The organism is Zeimonas sediminis, assembly GCF_023721795.1.
In the GTDB taxonomy this organism is placed as follows: Bacteria; Pseudomonadota; Gammaproteobacteria; order Burkholderiales; family Burkholderiaceae_E; genus Zeimonas; species Zeimonas sediminis.
This window is the reverse complement of sequence record NZ_JAMQYE010000002.1, coordinates 165,676-182,699: the sequence shown is the minus strand read 5'-3', so window position 1 is coordinate 182,699 and position 17,024 is coordinate 165,676. Positions and strand designations below refer to the sequence as shown.

The 17,024-nt window shown below is 70.1% G+C and carries 13 protein-coding genes and 1 pseudogene; 12 read left to right on the top strand and 2 right to left on the bottom strand.

Annotated features, from left to right (window positions below; all coding sequences use genetic code 11):
- Positions 1 to 4: 4 nt before the first annotated feature.
- The 6 genes and pseudogenes from M6I34_RS16275 to M6I34_RS16250 all read left to right on the top strand — a co-directional run bounded on the left by M6I34_RS16275 (position 5) and on the right by M6I34_RS16250 (position 7,554).
- Positions 5 to 979, top strand: a complete 975-nt coding sequence (locus M6I34_RS16275) for a type II secretion system F family protein (RefSeq protein WP_272487224.1) — start codon at positions 5 to 7, stop codon at positions 977 to 979.
- A gap of 10 nt (positions 980 to 989) precedes the next feature.
- Positions 990 to 1,940 (top strand): type II secretion system F family protein, encoded by a 951-nt coding sequence (locus M6I34_RS16270; protein ID WP_272486859.1) that lies wholly within the window; start codon positions 990 to 992, stop codon positions 1,938 to 1,940.
- A gap of 40 nt (positions 1,941 to 1,980) precedes the next feature.
- Positions 1,981 to 4,080, top strand: coding sequence for a tetratricopeptide repeat protein (locus M6I34_RS16265; protein WP_272486858.1), 2,100 nt, complete (start codon positions 1,981 to 1,983; stop codon positions 4,078 to 4,080).
- Positions 4,081 to 4,245: 165 nt separating this feature from the next.
- Positions 4,246 to 6,618 (top strand): annotated as a pseudogene (locus M6I34_RS16260) (Tex family protein); the annotation flags it as partial.
- Positions 6,619 to 6,960: 342 nt separating this feature from the next.
- On the top strand, positions 6,961 to 7,260 hold the full coding sequence (locus M6I34_RS16255; protein ID WP_272486856.1) for a type II toxin-antitoxin system RelE/ParE family toxin: 300 nt from the start codon (positions 6,961 to 6,963) through the stop codon (positions 7,258 to 7,260).
- Positions 7,261 to 7,263: 3 nt separating this feature from the next.
- Entirely contained in the window at positions 7,264 to 7,554 is a 291-nt protein-coding gene (locus M6I34_RS16250; protein WP_272486855.1) for an addiction module antidote protein, read from the top strand.
- Here the strand turns inward: M6I34_RS16250 and M6I34_RS16245 are convergent.
- On the bottom strand, positions 7,526 to 8,485 hold the full coding sequence (locus tag M6I34_RS16245) for a ketopantoate reductase family protein (RefSeq protein ID WP_272486854.1): 960 nt from the start codon (positions 8,483 to 8,485) through the stop codon (positions 7,526 to 7,528). The genes M6I34_RS16250 and M6I34_RS16245 overlap by 29 nt on opposite strands.
- A gap of 213 nt (positions 8,486 to 8,698) precedes the next feature.
- Here M6I34_RS16245 and M6I34_RS16240 point away from each other — a divergent pair, with 213 nt between their 5' ends.
- From M6I34_RS16240 to M6I34_RS16230, 3 genes are read left to right on the top strand one after another with little or no spacing between them, the layout of a single operon-like run.
- The gene (locus M6I34_RS16240; protein WP_272486853.1) at positions 8,699 to 10,426 is read left to right on the top strand and encodes an N-acyl-D-amino-acid deacylase family protein; all 1,728 of its coding nucleotides are present in this window, start codon (positions 8,699 to 8,701) and stop codon (positions 10,424 to 10,426) included.
- A gap of 37 nt (positions 10,427 to 10,463) precedes the next feature.
- Entirely contained in the window at positions 10,464 to 11,291 is an 828-nt protein-coding gene (locus M6I34_RS16235) for an N-acyl homoserine lactonase family protein (protein ID WP_272486852.1), read from the top strand.
- The gene (locus M6I34_RS16230) at positions 11,288 to 12,547 is read left to right on the top strand and encodes a CaiB/BaiF CoA transferase family protein (protein ID WP_272486851.1); all 1,260 of its coding nucleotides are present in this window, start codon (positions 11,288 to 11,290) and stop codon (positions 12,545 to 12,547) included. Before M6I34_RS16235 ends, M6I34_RS16230 begins: the two co-directional genes overlap by 4 nt.
- On the opposite strand, the gene M6I34_RS16225 is transcribed toward M6I34_RS16230, so the two are convergent.
- Entirely contained in the window at positions 12,515 to 13,546 is a 1,032-nt protein-coding gene (locus M6I34_RS16225) for a sterol desaturase family protein (protein WP_272486850.1), read from the bottom strand. The genes M6I34_RS16230 and M6I34_RS16225 overlap by 33 nt on opposite strands.
- Before the next feature lie 45 nt (positions 13,547 to 13,591).
- Between M6I34_RS16225 and M6I34_RS18235 the strand changes: the two genes are divergently transcribed.
- From M6I34_RS18235 to M6I34_RS16210, 3 genes are all read left to right on the top strand, one after another.
- On the top strand, positions 13,592 to 14,281 hold the full coding sequence (locus M6I34_RS18235) for a type II toxin-antitoxin system Phd/YefM family antitoxin (RefSeq protein ID WP_336254692.1): 690 nt from the start codon (positions 13,592 to 13,594) through the stop codon (positions 14,279 to 14,281).
- A gap of 17 nt (positions 14,282 to 14,298) precedes the next feature.
- Positions 14,299 to 14,685, top strand: coding sequence for a type II toxin-antitoxin system VapC family toxin (locus M6I34_RS16215; protein ID WP_272486849.1), 387 nt, complete (start codon positions 14,299 to 14,301; stop codon positions 14,683 to 14,685).
- 91 nt (positions 14,686 to 14,776) lie between these two features.
- Entirely contained in the window at positions 14,777 to 17,023 is a 2,247-nt protein-coding gene (locus M6I34_RS16210) for an arginine/lysine/ornithine decarboxylase (RefSeq protein ID WP_272486848.1), read from the top strand.
- The last annotated feature ends 1 nt before the right edge of the window (position 17,024 follow it).

Here is a 17,024-nt window from a genome sequence, read left to right as displayed (position 1 = left end):
GACGATGGACCTCGGACTGAGCCTCTTCATCCTCGCGGCCTTCCTGGCGGTCGTGCTGCTGATCGAGGGCGCCTACCTGCTGTGGAACGATTACAAGGGCCCGGAGGTCCAGCGCCTGGAGAAGCGCCTGCGCAGCCTGTCGGCCGGCCGGCACGGGACCGAGTTCGGGTCGCTGCTCAAGGAGCGCAACCTGAGCGACACGCCCTGGCTGGACAGGCTGCTCCTTTCCATGCCGCGGGTGTCGTCGCTGGACAGGCTGCTCGAGCAGGCGGGAGTGAGCGTCACGGTCGCCCGATTCATCCTGATCAGCCTGCTGGCGGGCGCCGCCACCTTCCTGGTGCTTCTCGTCCTGCGGACCCCGTTCTTCTTCGCGGTGGCGATGGCGGCGATCGCGCTGTGCGTGCCGCTGCTGGTCGTCGTCAACCTCCGTTCGCGCCGCCTGCACAAGTTCGACGAGCAGTTGCCCGACGCGCTCGACCTGCTGTCGCGCGCCTTGCGGGCGGGGCACGCGTTCCCGTCCGCGATGCAGATGGTCGCCACCGAGGCGGCCGATCCGATCGCGACCGAGTTCCAGATCACCTTCGAGGAGATCAACTACGGCGTGTCGGTCGGCGACGCGATGCTGAACCTCGCCACGCGGGTCCCGAGCATCGACCTCCGGTACTTCGTGATCTCGGTGCTGCTGCAGCGCGAGACCGGCGGCAACCTTTCCGAGCTGCTCGACAATCTCGCCACCCTGATCCGGGAGCGCTTCAAGCTGCTCGGCAAGATCCGGGTGCTGTCGGCGGAAGGGAAGCTGTCGGCCTACATCCTGATCGGCCTGCCCTTCGTGACGGCCGGCATGATCTTCCTGGTCAACCCGAAGTTCATGAGCGTGCTGTGGACCGATCCGGCGGGCCTGAACCTGGTCTTCGCGGCGATCGTCGCGATGATCGTCGGCGCATTCTGGATGTGGCGCATCGTGAAGATCCGAGTGTGAGGCAGCCGCGATGACCAACGAACAGATCCTGTATCTCGCGCTGATCTTCGTGGCCGTGGCCTCGGGCGTGATCGGCGTCGGGCTGATCGTCACCCGCGGTTCCGAGGTTCGCGAGCGGCTGCGCGGGCTCACCGCCGGCGGCACCGTGCTGGACCAGCCTGCCGAAGTGGGCGAGTGGCAGGCCAAGGTGGTCAAGGTCGCGGCGCCGGTCGCGAAGCTCGCGACACCCACCAGCGAGGAGGAGGTCTCCAACCTCAGGGCGAAGTTTCTGCACGCCGGCATCCGCTCGCCGTCGGCGCCGGTGCTCTACTTCGCGGCGAAGGCGCTGCTCGCCGCGATCCTCCCGCTGCTGTTCGTGTTCGTCACCCGGTCGGTGGACTGGAAGCTGTCGACGCAGACGTCGACCGCGCTGCTGCTGCTGCTCGCCGCGATCGGCTACTACCTGCCGAACGTCGTGTTGGCGCGGATGACCGCCCTGCGGCAGCGCGACCTCTTCGAGGCGTTTCCCGACGCGCTGGACCTGATGATCGTCTGCGTCGAGGCCGGCCTGGGCCTCGACATGGCGATCAACAAGACCGCCGAGGAGATGAAACTGCGCAGCCCGGTGCTAGCCGAGGAGCTCGAGATGATGGCGCTGGAGTTGCGCGTCGGGTCGAGCCGCGAACGTGCGCTGCGCAACCTGGCGATGCGAACCGGGCTCGAGGAGATCTCCACCTTCGCCACGATGCTGATCCAGGCCGACCGCTTCGGCACCAGCCTGGCCGAGTCCTTGAGGGTGCACGCCGACATGCTGCGCACCCGCCGCCGCTTGCGCGCGGAGGAAGCCGCGGCCAAGATCCCGCTCAAGCTGCTCTTCCCGCTGATCTTCTGCATCTTCCCCTCGCTGCTGCTGGTGCTGCTCGGTCCGGCGTTCATCCAGATCTACCGGATCATGATCCCCACCATGCAGGGCGGCGGCTGATCGTCCCGAGAGGGGCGGCGAACTTCCTAGGGAGACCGACATGCAAACCAGTCGCTATCCGGTTCTACTCGGCGCATGCGCCGTCACCCTGGTCACGGGTTGCGCACAGACCGGCATTGGCATGCAGGCCGGCTCGGGCGACCCGGCCGCGCTGCGCGCCAAGGTCGAGCCCGTCTACCGCGTGCAGCAGCCCGTCGGCACCGCCGCCGGGCAGTACGCGATCGGCCGGATCGACCTGGCCGAAGGGCGCTACCCGGCCGCGATCAGGCGCTTCAAGGCGGCCCTTCAACTCGACCCGAATTTCGTCGAGGCGCACAACGGGCTGGGCGTCGCCTACGGGCAGACCGGCCGCTTCGGCGAGGCGGCCGAGGCCTTCCGCGCGGCGCTGGCCTCGGGCCCGGCGCAGGCGCACGTGCTGAACAACCTCGGCTTCGCGCAGCTCAAGGCGGGCCAGCTCGACGAGGCCTGGGAGTCTCTGCGGCGGTCTCACGACCTCGATCCGCTGAACGTGAAGACCCGGGAGAACCTGGCGCTGCTGGCCGAGGCCAGGCGGCTGGCCGCGCAGCGCAGCGTTGCGCAGCCGGTGGCGGCTTTGGCGCCCGCGGAGGCCGTTGCGACGCGGGCGGAGGCCGCTGCATCGCCGGTGGTGGCCGTGCCTGAGCCCCCGGTCGCGACTTCTGCCAGCCCCGTGATCGACAAGGCATCCGCACCCGCGGTCGAGCTGTCGCAGCCAACCGAGAAGCCCGTAGCCGCGCCCGCGCCGGTCGCCGCCTCGGAGCCCGCGCCGGTCACCGCGCCGCAGCCTGCGCCGGTCACTGCGCCGGAGCCCGTGCCGGTCACTGCGCTGGAGCCCGCGCCGACCGAGCCGGCGCCGATCGCCGCTTCTTCGCCGGTCGAGTTCGACCCCGCTCCGGTCGTCGCGTCCAGGGCGGTCGAGCCGGAACCCGCTCCGATCGCCGCTTCCGAGCCGGTCGCGTTCGCGCCGGCGCCGATCGTGGCGTCGGAGCCTGCCCGGATCGAAGCCGCGCCGGTCGTCGCTTCGCAGCCGTCCGGGGTAGAGCCCTCGCCGGTGGCGGCCTCCGGGCCCGTTGCGGGGGAGCCGGCACCCGTCGCTGCGGCCGAGCCTGTCCTGGCGGAGCCCGCGCCTCCGACGGTTTCCGATGCCGCTCGCCCGAGCGCGGCCGAGCCTGTCGTTGCCGCCGCTCCGAAGGTCGAGACCGCACCGCCCGCCGCTGCGCTGGTCGCGGTCGCGCAGGCCAAGGCAGCGAAGCTGCTCGGCGAGGCGCCGAACCCGGCCGCCTACGAGATCGTGGTCTCCAGGTCCGGCGACAGCGAGCTGGTGCAGCTCTCCGCCAACGTCTACGAGCTTCGCAGCAATGCGGTGGCGATCGTGGCGCCGGTGGCGGCGCCCGTGGCCGCCGCGGCAGCGCCTGCGGTCGAGCCGGTTGCGCCCGTCGCGAAAGCGCCTGCCTCCCCAGCGCGCGTCGCGGCCGATGCGCCTCGGCCCGCCCCCGAGGTGGCGGTGGCTCCGGTGCGCAGCTATCGCGTGGAGGCTCGCGTGGCCACGCTGCCCGACGTGCCCGCGGTTCGCCCGGTGGCCTACGCCCCGCAGGCAGAGGCCCGGGTGCTTGCGCCGCCGCCGCGTCATTCCCTGAAGCAGGTGGCGGGGCTGGAGGTGAGCAACGCGGTCGGCCTGCGCAGCCTGGCCGGTCGCACCGCGCGCCAGCTCGAGCGCTTCGGCGCGTCGGTGGCGCGGGTGTCCGACTTCCGGGTGTTCGGAAAGGGCCGCACCGAGGTGCATTACCTGGCCGGCCACCTGGACGGCGCGAAGGCGGTGCAGCAGCGGCTGCCGGTCGACGCGAAGCTTGTGCAGGTCTCGAAGATGCACCCCGGCGTGAACGTTCGCCTGGTGGTGGGCCGCGACATGGTCGTGGGCCCGATCGCCTGGTGGAGCGACGACGTCGATGCCGCCGACTCGGTCACGATGGCACGCGCCGAACAGGTCGCGCCGCCGTCGATCGGCATCGTTCCCGCGCTTGCCGACCCGCTGGTGATCGCGGCGCCTCCCGGCGTGGACCTGAAGGCATTCGCGGACAAGGTGGCGCGGGTGGACGTGGAGGACGGCTGGCGGCATCTGTAGTCGCGCTCTTGCCGGGCCTCCGGCATCGACGGGCCGCCTTCGGGCGGCCCTTTTCGTTTCCGGGTGGGGCGAGCAGCTCGGGACGCCGGGCCTGCCCCGGGGCGCCGTGCTCGCCGAGCATGGCAGAATCCGCCCCTCCCCGAATCAGCCTTGCAGCCTACCCAGATGGACGCTCCCAAGCTCGACGCCGCCACCGCCGCCCGTATCGTTGCCCGCATCGCCGAGGAGCTGGCCGTGCGCCCGCAGCAGGTGGCCGCCACGGTCGAGCTGATCGACGGTGGCGCCACGGTGCCTTTCATCGCGCGCTACCGCAAGGAGGTCACCGGCGGGCTGGACGACACGCAGTTGCGCGCGCTCGACGAGCGGCTGGTCTACCTGCGCGAGCTGGAGGAGCGGCGCGCGGCGATCGTCGAGGGCATTGCCGGGCAGGGCAAGCTGACCGACGCGCTGGCCGCGCAGATCGCCGCGGCCGATACCAAGCAGCGGCTCGAGGACCTGTACCTGCCGTACAAGCCCAAGCGCCGCACCAAGGGCCAGATCGCGAAGGAGGCGGGCCTGGAGCCGCTGGCCGATGCGCTGGTGGCCGACCCCTCGCTGGACCCGCAGGCCGAGGCTCAGAAGTACCTGCGCGCGCCCGACGAGAACGGCGAGCACGGAGTGGCCGACGCGAAGGCGGCGCTGGACGGCGCGCGCGACATCCTGGCCGAGCGCTTCGCCGAGCGGGCAGACGTGCTGGACGCGCTGCGCGAGCGGATGTGGACCGAGGGCTGGATCGCCGCGAAGGTCTACGAGGGCAAGGAGGCCGAGGGCGAGAAGTTCCGCGATTACTTCGACCACGCGGAGCCGATCGCGCAGGTGCCGTCGCACCGCGCGCTGGCGCTGTTCCGCGGCCGGCAGCAGGGCGTGCTGTCGCTGAAGCTGCAGCTCGAGGCCTCGCTCGAGGAGCAGCTGCCGCATCCGAACGTGGTGAAGCTCGCGGGCATCGTCGGGCTGGCCGAGTCGGTGCGCAATGCGGCGCGTCTGACTGCCGCGGCGAGGGCCGGCGGTGCCGACGCGGCCGGCGCCGTGGCCCGCCCCGCCGACGCCTGGCTCGCCGAGGCCTGCCGCTGGTGCTGGCGGGTCAAGCTGCTGCCGCACATGGAAACGGAGCTCTTCGGCCGCCTGCGCGAGGCCGCCGAGGCCGAGGCGATCAAGGTGTTCGGAGCGAACCTGAAGGACCTGCTGCTGGCAGCGCCTGCCGGCCCGCGCGCGGTGATCGGCCTGGACCCGGGCATCCGCACCGGCGTGAAGGTGGCGGTCGTCGACGCCACCGGCAAGCTGGTCGACGCCACGACCATCTTTCCGCACGAGCCGCGCCGCGACTGGGACGGCTCGATCGACGCGCTGGCGAAGCTGGCCGCGAAGCACGCCGTGGCGCTGGTCGCGATCGGCAACGGCACCGCCTCGCGGGAAACCGACAAACTGGCCGCCGACCTGATCAGGCGCCACCCCGAGCTGCACCTGCGCAAGCTGGTGGTGTCCGAGGCCGGAGCCTCGGTGTATTCGGCGAGCGAGCTGGCGGCGAAGGAATTCCCCGATCTGGACGTGAGCCTGCGCGGCGCGGTGTCGATCGCCCGCCGGCTCCAGGACCCGCTGGCCGAGCTGGTCAAGATCGACCCGAAGTCGATCGGCGTCGGCCAGTACCAGCACGACGTGAACCAGCGCGCGCTGGCGCGCCAGCTCGATGCGGTGGTCGAGGACTGCGTGAACGCGGTGGGGGTGGACGTGAACACCGCGTCGGCGCCGCTGCTGGCGCGGGTGTCGGGCCTGACGACCACGGTCGCGCAGCGCCTCGTCGACTTCCGCGATTCGCACGGCGCTTTCGCGAGCCGCGAGGCGCTGAAGCAGGTGCCGTACTTCGGCGACAAGGCCTTCGAGCAGGCGGCCGGCTTCCTGCGGATCCGCGACGGCGAGAACCCGCTCGACGCGTCGGCGGTGCACCCCGAGGCCTATCCGGTGGTGCAGCGGATCCTTGAGAGGGTCGCGCGCAGCGCGAAGGAGCTGATCGGCAACCGCGAGGTGCTGCGCAAGCTCGAGCCCAAGGCCTTCACCGACGAGCGCTTCGGCGAGCCCACGGTGCGCGACATCCTGGCCGAGCTGGAGAAGCCGGGGCGCGATCCGCGCGGCGAGTTCGTGACCGCGTCCTTCCAGGACGGCGTGGAAGACCTGAAGGACCTGCGAGAGGGCATGAAGCTGCAGGGTGTGGTGACCAACGTGGCCAATTTCGGCGCCTTCGTCGACATCGGCGTGCACCAGGACGGCCTGGTCCACATCTCCGAGCTGGCCGACCGCTTCGTGAAGGACCCGCGCGAGGTGGTCAAGGCCGGGCAGGTGGTGTCGGTGACCGTGCTCGAGGTCGACGTGGCCCGCAAGCGGATCGCGCTGTCGATGAAGACCGGCGCGAGGGCGGAGCGGGGCGGGCGCGGCGCGGATCGGGGCGATGCGCGCGGCGCGTCCGGCGAGGCCCGTGGAAGGCCCGACGGCGGGCCGGGGCATGGCCGCGGCGACCGCGACGGCCGTGGCGGCGATCGAGCCGGCGCAGGTCGCTACGGAGGAGCAGGCGGCGGGCGGGATGCCGGCCGCGGCGGCAGTCGCGGGCCGGCCGGTGGCGGCGCGACGGTTCTCGGCGATGCGCTGGCGAGGGCACTGAAGCGCTGACGGCTGGGCAGTCCGTTACTGCCCGGCATCCGGCCTAGGCCGTCAGGGCAATGGTTTGGCGCGCTTTCTGCGCGCCAACGTTGTTCCATGTCGAATCGAGCGTGCCTTCGCCAGCGGTGTTTCGGCGCATCGGCTGTCGCGGGCGCGGCGGCTTGACCGGCAGTATCTATACGGATACGATCGGTGCAGAACCGCTTCCTGCGCACAGCCGAGTTCGATGCGTGGCTGCAAGCGCTGCGAGATCCGGTCGGCAAGGCGAGAATCCTGGCCCGCATTCGGTCGGCAGAAGCCGGAAACTTCGGCGACTGCGCGCCGTTGGGCGAGAGCATCTACGAAATGCGGATTCATGCCGGGCCCGGCTACCGCGTCTACTACTGTCGCCGAGGCGAGGTCGTATACCTGCTCCTGTGCGGCGGCGACAAGTCGTCCCAGCAACGAGACATCCGCATGGCCAAGGCCCTTCTCGTGGGCCTGAAGGGCTGACCGATGAAGAAGATCACCGCGTTCGATGCCGCCGACTATCTCGACGACGACGTCGTCATCGCCGAGTACCTGAACGCCGCGTTGGAGGACGAGAATCCGGACGTGTTCCTCCAGGCCGTCGCGGACGTTGCCAAGGCCCGTGGCATGACCCGGCTCGCCAGGGACACCGGCCTGGGCCGTGAAAGCCTCTACAAGGCCCTGGCTCCCGGTGCGAAGCCGCGGTACGACACCGTTCTGAAACTCCTCCGCGCGCTGGGCGTCGAACTCACCGCCTCGCCACGTCGAGCAACCTGACCATCGCCGCCAGCGCCCGGTTCACCGGCGTAGCCACGCCGAGCGCCTCGCCGCGCGCGGCCACGTAGCCGTTCAGCGAATCGATCTCGGTGGGCCGGCCCAGCGACAGGTCCTGCTCGGTGGAAGACGTCGCAGGCGCCATCGCCTGGCCGAGTTTCAGCGCGGCCTCGTACAGCGTGTCGGCGTCGGCCAGAGGCACGCCTTCGGCCTTCGCCACCGACACGCACTCGTCGACCAGGTCGCGCGCCACCGCCCGGGTGTCGGGCCGCTCGACCAGCGGACCGTAGCGCGAGCGGCCGACCGCCGACATCGCGTTGAACACGCAGTTCATCACCAGCTTGGTCCACAGCTCGCCGCGCACGTCGGCCACCAGCTTGCAGCGCACGCCGGCGCGCTCGAACAGCTCGGAAACCGCCGCGGCGCGCGCGCTGGGCGCCTGCGCCGAGCCGTACTCGCCGACCACCAGGTCGCCGCGCCCCGAATGCAGCAGGTGGCCAGGGCCCGGCATCGACGCGGCCACGTAGACCACCGCGCCGAGCGCGTCGACGCCGGCCTCGCGCATCTTCGGCACGTTGTCCACCCCGTTCTGCATGCTGACCACGGTGGCGCCGGGCTTGAGCAGCGGCACCAGCGACCTTGCGCCTTCGGTGGTGTCGCGGGTCTTAACGCAGAAGAGCACGACGTCGGCGTCGCGCACAGGCTCGGGGGAGGTGTCGGCGGAGATCGCGATCCGGCGCTGCTGGCCGCCGCTCTCGAAGAGCAGCCCGTCTTTCCGGATGGCGTCCACGTGCGCGGGCCGCGCGATCAGCGTGACCGGCACGCCGGCCTCGGCCAGCTTGGCGCCGAAGTGGCAGCCGACCGCGCCGGCGCCGAACACCGCCACCCTGGGCCAGGAAGTTCCCGCGTCGCCCGCGTCCGATCCAATGCTCATCGCTCTGCCTCCGTTTCCTGATCCTGTTTCCCGTGGTGTCCGCGCGCGGTCGCTGGCGCTTTCGCGGTATGCGTTCCGACGTTGTTGCGGCTTCCGCTTTCCCGGCGCAGCGGCCGGGGGCGCTGCCGCCGATCGTCGATAATCGATGCTAGCAACGATTCGCGGGCCCGGCACCAACCGGCCCCGTGCAACGGAACAAGAGGTGGAGACAGGATGAACGACTTGCTGATTCGCGGCGCGATGGTCTACGACGGCACCGGCGCGCCCGGCAGGCCGGCCGACGTGTCCGTGAAGGACGGCCGCATCGCGGCGATCGACGAGCCCGGGCAGGGTGTCGCGGCCCGCGAAACGGTCGATGCCGACGGCCTCGCGCTGATGCCCGGCATCGTCGACAACCACACCCACTACGACGCGCAGGTCACCTGGGACCCGTTCTGCACGCCGTCGCCGTCGCTGGGCGTGACCACCGCGGTGATCGGCAACTGCGGCTTCACGATCGCGCCGTGCCGGCCGGGCGATCGCGAGCTGATCATGCGCAACCTGACCCAGGTCGAGGGCATGTCGCTCGACGTGCTGCGCCAGGGAATCGACTGGCAGTTCGAGACGATTCCCGAGTACCTGGACTTCCTCGAGCGGCGCGGCTCGCTGGTGAACCTGGCGGCCTTCGTCGGCCACTCGTCGCTGCGCACCTTCGTGATGGGCGAGGACGCGCCGAAGCGCGCCGCCACCGACGCCGAGATCGCCCGGATGCGCGAGCTGGTGCTCGAGGGCATGAAGGCCGGCGCGATCGGCTTCGCCACCTCGACCTCGCCCGCCCACAACGGTGAGGGCGGCCTGCCGATGCCGTCGCGGCTGGCCACCGACGAGGAACTGCACACGCTGGTCGCCAGCCTGAAGGAAGCGGGCCGCGGCCTGTTCATGCTGACCAAGGGCGGCCACACGAAGATCGACTTCCTGGAGAAGCTGGCGGTGGACAGCGGCCGGCCGGTGGTCGTGGCGGCGCTGCTCCACAACAGCACGAACCCGACCGCGGTCTTCGCCGACCTCGACGCGATCGAGGCGGCCCGCCAGCGCGGCCGGCGGATGATCGGCGCGATCTCGCCCTGCCCGCTGACCAACGACTTCACGATGCACTCGCCCTATCCGGTCGAGGGGCTCGCTTCCTGGAAGCCGGCGCTGTCGCTGAAGGGCGACGCATTCAAGGCCAAGCTGGCCGACAAGGCCTTCCGCGACGCGGTGCGCGCCGAGATCGCCTCGCCGGCCGTGTTTCGGCTGTTCAACGGCGAGTGGCACAAGGTGCAGGTGGTCGAGGCGAAGAACGAGAAGAACCGCCGCCTCGAGCACCGCACGATCGCCGAGCTGGCCGCGGAGGCCGGCGCCGATCCGCTCGACTTCATGCTCGACCTGGCGCTGTCCGAGGACCTCGACACCGTGTTCTCGGCGGTGCTGCTGAACTCCGACGAGGAGGCCGTGGGCCGCATGCTGCGCCACCCGGCGAGCCTGGTGTCGCTGTCCGATGCCGGCGCCCACCTGACCTTCTTCAACGACGCCGGCTTCGGCCTGCACCTGCTCGGCCACTGGGTGCGCGAGCGCGGCGTGTTGTCGCTGCCCGAGGCGATCCGCAAGCTCACCTCCGAGCCGGCCGAGCTGTTCGGCATCCAGGGCCGCGGCCGGATCGCGCCAGGCGCCTGGGCCGACCTGATGCTGTTCGATCCGGCCACCGTCGATCGCGGCCCCAAGCAGCGAGTCTTCGACCTGCCGGGCGGCGGCGCGCGGCTGACCACGCCGGCGATCGGCGTGCACGGCGTGTGGGTCAACGGGGTGAAGGTGGCCGGGGCGAACGGCTTGGATCCGGCGGTGGTGGCGGCGGGCAAGGCGGCCGTTGCGGGCGCCGGCGCCGGGAAGCTGCCGGGCAAGCTGCTGCGCGAGTTCGCGGCCTGATCCGGCACCCGCGCGCGATCACTGAGTCGAGGGAACGATGAGCCTGCCGACCTGGGAAGTCTTCGCGCTGCGCTACGCCACCGTGTCGCGGCGCCGCCTCGAGATGTTCATCGACCACGATCTGCACGACGGGCCGCAGGAGATGGACTATTTCGTCTGGCTGATCCGCCGCGGCGACGACGTGGTCCTGGTCGACACCGGCTTCAACCGGGCGCAGGCCGACCTGCGCGGCCGGCGATTCCTTCGCTGCCCGATCGGGTCGCTCGACCGCGCCGGCATCCCGGTCGACGCGATCCGCGACGTGGTCATCACCCACGCCCACTACGACCACGCCGGCAACCTGGACCTGCTGCCCCGCGCGCGCTTCCACCTGCAGGAGCGCGAGATGAACTACGCGACCGGCCGCGACATGCGCCAGAAGCTGATGCGCCACGCCTACTGCGTGGACGACGTCTGCTCGCTGGTCCGGCTGGTGTTCGAGGACAGGGTCGAGTACCACGACGGCGACTGGGAACTGCGCCCCGGCCTCACCGTGCACCTGGTGGCCGGCCACACGCGCGGGCTGCAGGTCGTGCGGGTGCACACCGCGCGCGGCTGGATCGTGCTGGCCTCCGATGCCGCGCACTACCTCGAGAACTTCGCCGAGCGGTCGCCGTTCCCGATCGTGGCCGACGTCGGCGACATGCTGCGCGGCCACGACCTGCTCGAGCGCCTGGCCGAGTCGCCGGCGCACGTGGTGCCGGGGCACGACCCGATCGTGATGAGCCGTTACGCGCGAACCGGACCGGCCGAGCTCGAGATCGTGTCGCTGACCGAGCCGCTGCCGCAGGCCCCGGCGGCGGCGCCCCGGGCGCGGGCGCGATGACGGGAGAGGGCGTCGGCGCCGACGCGCGGGTGCAGGCGCCGCCCGGCGCGGGCGCGCTCGCAGGCGTCCGAGTGCTCGACCTGTCCCGTCTGGTGTCGGGGAACATCGCGACCCACGTGCTGGCCGACCTGGGCGCCGACGTGATCAAGGTCGAGCCGCTGCCGCGCGGCGACGACCTCCGCAACTGGCGCACGAACGGCGTGTCGACCTACTGGAAGGTCTACTGCCGCAACAAGCGCAGCCTGGCGCTGGACCTGCGAAGGCCCGAGGGCATGGCGGCGCTGCGGCGACTGATCCCCACCGCGCAGGTGCTGGTCGAGAACTTCCGGCCCGGCACGCTCGAGAAGATGGGGCTGGCGCCCGACGCGCTGCTGGCCGCCAATCCGGACCTGGTCATCCTTCGCATCTCGGGCTGGGGCCAGACAGGCCCCTGGGCCGACCGGGGCGGCTTCGGCTCGCTGGTCGAGGCGCTGTGCGGCTTCGCTGCGATGAACGGCTACGAGGACCGGCCGCCGGTGCTGCCGCCCTTCGCGCTGGCCGATTCGATGGCCGGCCTGTACGGCGCGGTGGCGGCGCTGAACGGCGTGCGGCACGCCGAGCGGGGCGGGGGCGGCCAGGTGATCGACCTGTCGCTGTTTGACCCGATCCACTCGCTGATCGGCCCGCTCGCGCTCGAGCACCAGCTGACCGGCCAGGCGCCGAAGCGCGCCGGCAGCCGTTCGCCGACGCATGCGCCGCGCAACGTCTACGAAACTGCCGACGGCCGCTTCATCGCGCTGTCGGCCGGCATGGAGGGCACGGTGCAGCGGCTGTTCGCCGCGATCGGCCGGCCGGACATGGTCGGCGACCCGCGCTTCGCGAGCCACGCGGCGCGCATCGAGAACATCGACGCGCTCGACGCGGTGATCGGCGACTTCGTGAAGGGCCGCAGCCTGGAGGAGAACCTCGCCTTCTTCGCCGCGCAGGACGTGACCGCCGGCGAGATCTGCGACGCGGCGCAGCTGGCCGATCATCCGTACGCGATCGGCCGCGGCGTGATCGTCGAGCAGCCCGACCCCGAGCTGGGAACCGTCCGCACCCCGGCGCCGCCGCTTCGCTTCGCCGGCACGCCGGCCACGATCAGGACGCCGGCGCCGGAGCTGGGCGAGCACAGCGCGGAGATCCTGCGCGAGGCGGGCTATTCGGAGGGGGAGCTGGCCGCGATGCAGGCCGCTGGGGCGGTGTCATGCATGCCGGGCGGCATCTCGGGCAGCTGAGTCGGCGGAACGAGAGGCCGTCGCTCGCAAGCCGCGCGGCAACAGGCTGAGCACCGCCTGCCGCATCGGCCTCAGGTACAGGGCGCCGATCGAGCGGAGCTCGCGCGTTTCCTCGCCCAGGCCGAAGTTCAGCTCGATGCGCTCGGGTGTGGTGACGAACAGGGTGCCGAACATCCTGTCCCAGATCGCGAGCGAGCCGCCCAGGTTCTTGCCGTAGTGGCGCTCGTCGGTCGAGTGGTGGATCTGGTGCTGGGCCGGACTCAGCAGCCAGCGCTCGATGCGGGGGCCGAACGAAAGCCACACCGGCGAATGCCGAAGGCCGGAGGCCAGGATCGTGGTGGCGAGCCAGAAGACGTTGGCGCCGAGCAGCCCGGCCGGCGTGATCGAGTCGCCGAAGGCCCACAGGAACACGCCGTTCACCGTGGCGACCGAACTGACGATCGCGACACGGAAGACCAGCATCGACAGCGGGTGGTGCCGCTCCGCGGTCATGAAGTTGAGCACCTCGGCCGAGTGGTGAACCTTGTGCAGTTCCCAGAGGGCCGGCACGCGGTGCTCGAGCCAGTGGACCGTGTAGCGGACGAAATCGTCGACGACGAACAAGGCTGCGGCCAGCAGAATCGGCGCCCAGACCGACGGGGTTGCGGCGAAGCCGGGAAAGGCGCCGCGCAGGGTCTCCGCCACCCATGCCGAGATCCGCTCGCCCTCGGGGAGGACGACCTTCATGAAGCCGAGGCCGAAGAGCGCGCCGTTGATCAGGATCAGCCAGTAGTCGTTGATCGCGCTGCGCCCCAGCCAGGTCTCGAACGAGCCGAGCCGCAGGTGCGCCGGCAGTTGCCGCCCGCTCGCACGCTCCCGCCGCCAGATCCAGAGAGCGGCCAGCAGCGAGACCGCGAGCACCGGCAACCAGGTTCTCGAATACGGGGAAATCGCGAGCTTGACGAGCTCGGCGAAGGAGCCGAAGGCGGCGTCCTGCAGCAGCGATTTCAGCCAGTCCATCATCGTGCTTCGATCATGGCACAGGTCGGGCGGCGAAGCCGCGAAATGCTTCGCACTCGATGGCGCGAGGTCGAAGCGCCGCGCCGCCGGGTCGGGGCGGCCCGGCCGCTTGTCGATGTCGAAATATTTGACAGATTTGCCGGCCGGAAGGTGGAGTCTCCCGGCTGGCGCCTGGACTTCAGGACGACCGCCTGCTCGGCGGGCGGGTGCAGCCATGTCTCGCTCGGGGACCGTGGCACGCTGATCGACCCCGGCCTGCTCGCGATCGCGTCGCGCAAGCGATGGGCTCTCGCCCGAGAGATTCGATGCGAGCATTCCGGACGCCGGGAGGCGATCCGTCTCCAGGTCCTCTGGCCTCGGTCGATCGTCTCGCTTCGGCCGGCGACCAGGCCGGGCGGACGAGACGAATGCACGATTGACCTGCGTCGTGGCGAAGCGCAGAATCAGACCAACGTTGGTCAACCATTCTCCACAGCGATACCCGGCATGAGCGCAGACCCGATCGTCAATCTCTACGAGGCGAAGACGCAGCTCTCCGCGCTCGTCGAGCGGGCCGCCAACGGCGAGGAGATCGTGATCGCCAAGGCCGGGCGGCCGCTCGCCCGGCTGGTCGCCTTCGAGCCGGCGCCGGCGCTGAAGTTCGGCTCCTTGAAGGGAAAGATCGAGGTTCCCGAAGATTTCGACGACATCGCTGCCGAAGAGATCGATCACATGTTCAATGCGCCGGGCCGATAGCTGCTGGCGCTGGTTCCGTGCGCTGCCTGCTCGACACCCATCTGCTGCTCTGGCTGCTCGCCCAGCCCGAGCGGATTCCTCGTAGCGAGCGCGACCGGCTGCGCAATGCGGCGGGGCAGGTCTTCTACAGCGTCGCTTCGCTCTGGGAGATCGCAATCAAGCGAAGCCTGGGCCGGCTGTCGTTCGAGCCGGACACCGTGTTCGAGCACGCCGATCGAAGCGGCTTCCAGCGGCTTGCGATCGAGCCGACGCACGTCAGCGCGGTCGCGCAGCTCCCTTGGCACCACCGCGATCCGTTCGACCGCCTGCTGGTCGCCCAGAGCATCGTCGAGCCGATGACGCTGCTCACCGTCGACGCCCAGCTCGCCCGCTACGGCAGCACCGTGCGGGTGCTCGCCGCCTGACCTGCCCCCCTCCCGCATTTGTGTTTTACTTTCGTTTTTCCCGGCGCCCGCCGCGCGCGCCGTCCCTCAGCATTCCCCTCGGGCCACCGCGATGAAGTTCCGTTTCCCCATTGTCATCATCGACGAAGACTGGCGCTCCGACTCGGCCAGCGGACTGGGCATCCGGGCGCTCGCCAAGGCGATCGAGGAGCAGGGCTGGGAGGTGGTCGGCGGCTTCACCTACATCGACGTGTCGATGGTCGCCAACCAGGCGGCGCGGGCCTCGGCCTTCATCGTGTCGATCGACGACGAGGAGATCGGCGAGGACGGCGCCGAGAGCACCGCGATCCAGGAGCTGCGCAAGTTCATCGCCGAGACCCGGCGGCGCAACGCCGAGATCCCGATCTTCCTGTTCGGCGAGACCCGCACCTCGCAGCACGTGCCCAACGAGATCCTGCGCGAGCTGCACGGCTTCATCCACATGTTCGAGGACACGCCGGAGTTCGTGGCCCGCACGATCATCCGCGAGGCGAACAACTACCTGTCCTCGCTGGCGCCGCCCTTCTTCAAGGCGCTGGTCAACTACGCGCACGACGGCTCGTACTCCTGGCACTGCCCGGGCCACTCCGGCGGGGTGGCCTTCCTGAAGAGCCCGGTGGGGCAGATGTTCCACCAGTTCTTCGGCGAGAACATGCTGCGGGCCGACGTCTGCAACGCGGTCGACGAGCTCGGCCAGCTGCTCGACCACACAGGGCCGGTGGCTGCCTCGGAGCGCAATGCGGCGCGCATCTTCAACACCGACCACCTGTTCTTCGTCACCAACGGCACGTCGACCTCGAACAAGATCGTCTGGCACTCGGCGGTCGGCAACGGCGACGTGGTGCTGGTCGACCGCAACTGCCACAAGTCGATCCTGCACGCGATCATGATGACGGGCACGGTGCCGATCTTCCTGCAGCCCACCCGCAACAACTACGGGATCATCGGGCCGATCCCGAAGGAAGAGTTCGAGCCGGCGAACATCCAGCGAAAGATCGACGCGAACCCGCTGATCAAGGACAAGACCGCCCGGCCGCGGATCATGACGATCACCCAGTCCACCTACGACGGGGTCATCTACAACGTCGAAACCATCAAGAACACGCTGGGCGACTACATCGAGAACCTGCACTTCGACGAGGCCTGGCTGCCGCACGCCACCTTCCATCCCTTCTATCACGAGTACCACGCGATCGGCCCGAACCGGCCGCGCAGCAAGGACTCGATGATCTTCTCCACCCAGTCCACCCACAAGCTTCTGGCCGGCCTGTCGCAGGCCTCGCAGATCCTGGTCCAGGATTCGGAGAACAACAAGCTCGACAGCTACCGCTTCAACGAGTCCTTCCTGATGCACACGTCGACCAGCCCGCAGTACGCGATCATCGCGTCCTGCGACGTGGCCGCGGCGATGATGGAGCCGCCAGGCGGCACCGCGCTGGTGGAGGAGTCGATCTTCGAGTCGCTCGAGTTCCGCCGCGCGATGCGCAAGGTCGATGCGGAGTACGGCAACGACTGGTGGTTCAAGGTGTGGGGCCCGAACAGCCTGGTCGACACCGGCATCGGCCACCGCGAGGACTGGTTCCTCGGCTCCGAGGACCGCTGGCACGGCTTCGGCAAGCTGGCCGAGAACTTCACGATGCTCGACCCGATCAAGGCCACGATCGTGACGCCGGGCCTCGACATCGAGGGCAAGTTCGACGACTGGGGCATCCCCGCCTCGATCGTCACCAAGTACCTGGCCGAGCACGGCGTGGTGGTCGAGAAGACCGGCCTGTACTCGTTCTTCGTGATGTTCACGATCGGCATCACCAAGGGCCGCTGGAACACGCTGGTCACCGAGCTTCAGCAGTTCAAGACCGACTACGACAACAACCAGCCGCTGTGGCGGGTGATGCCCGAGTTCGTGCAGGCGCACCCCACGTACGAGCGGGTGGGACTGCGCGACCTGGCCCAGCGCATCCACGAGCAGTACCGCGCCCACGACATCGCGCGGGTCACCACCGAGATGTACCTGTCGAGCATGCAGCCGGCGATGAAGCCGTCCGAGGCCTACGAGTGCCTCGCGCACCGCAACGTCGACCGCGTGCCGATCGACGAGCTGGAAGGCCGCATCACCACGATGCTGGTCACGCCCTATCCGCCCGGCATTCCGCTGCTGATCCCGGGCGAGCGCTTCAACAAGTCGATCGTCGAGTACCTGAAGTTCGCGCGCACCTTCAACGCGAAGTTCCCGGGCTTCTACACCGACGTGCACGGACTGGTGATCGAGAAGGGCGCCGACGGCGTCGACCGATACTACGTGGATTGCGTGAAGGCCTGAA

What these genes read in the sequence shown, in the direction of transcription:
- M6I34_RS16275 (WP_272487224.1), top strand. Translation starts at nt 5, where the DNA reads ATGGACCTCGGACTGAGCCTCTTCATCCTCGCGGCCTTCCTGGCGGTC.
- M6I34_RS16270 (WP_272486859.1), top strand. Translation starts at nt 990, where the DNA reads ATGACCAACGAACAGATCCTGTATCTCGCGCTGATCTTCGTGGCCGTG.
- M6I34_RS16265 (WP_272486858.1), top strand. Translation starts at nt 1,981, where the DNA reads ATGCAAACCAGTCGCTATCCGGTTCTACTCGGCGCATGCGCCGTCACC.
- M6I34_RS16250 (WP_272486855.1), top strand. Translation starts at nt 7,264, where the DNA reads ATGAAGAAGATCACCGCGTTCGATGCCGCCGACTATCTCGACGACGAC.
- M6I34_RS16245 (WP_272486854.1), bottom strand. Translation starts at nt 8,485, where the DNA reads ATGAGCATTGGATCGGACGCGGGCGACGCGGGAACTTCCTGGCCCAGG.
- M6I34_RS16240 (WP_272486853.1), top strand. Translation starts at nt 8,699, where the DNA reads ATGAACGACTTGCTGATTCGCGGCGCGATGGTCTACGACGGCACCGGC.
- M6I34_RS16235 (WP_272486852.1), top strand. Translation starts at nt 10,464, where the DNA reads ATGAGCCTGCCGACCTGGGAAGTCTTCGCGCTGCGCTACGCCACCGTG.
- M6I34_RS16230 (WP_272486851.1), top strand. Translation starts at nt 11,288, where the DNA reads ATGACGGGAGAGGGCGTCGGCGCCGACGCGCGGGTGCAGGCGCCGCCC.
- M6I34_RS16225 (WP_272486850.1), bottom strand. Translation starts at nt 13,546, where the DNA reads ATGGACTGGCTGAAATCGCTGCTGCAGGACGCCGCCTTCGGCTCCTTC.
- M6I34_RS18235 (WP_336254692.1), top strand. Translation starts at nt 13,592, where the DNA reads ATGCTTCGCACTCGATGGCGCGAGGTCGAAGCGCCGCGCCGCCGGGTC.
- M6I34_RS16210 (WP_272486848.1), top strand. Translation starts at nt 14,777, where the DNA reads ATGAAGTTCCGTTTCCCCATTGTCATCATCGACGAAGACTGGCGCTCC.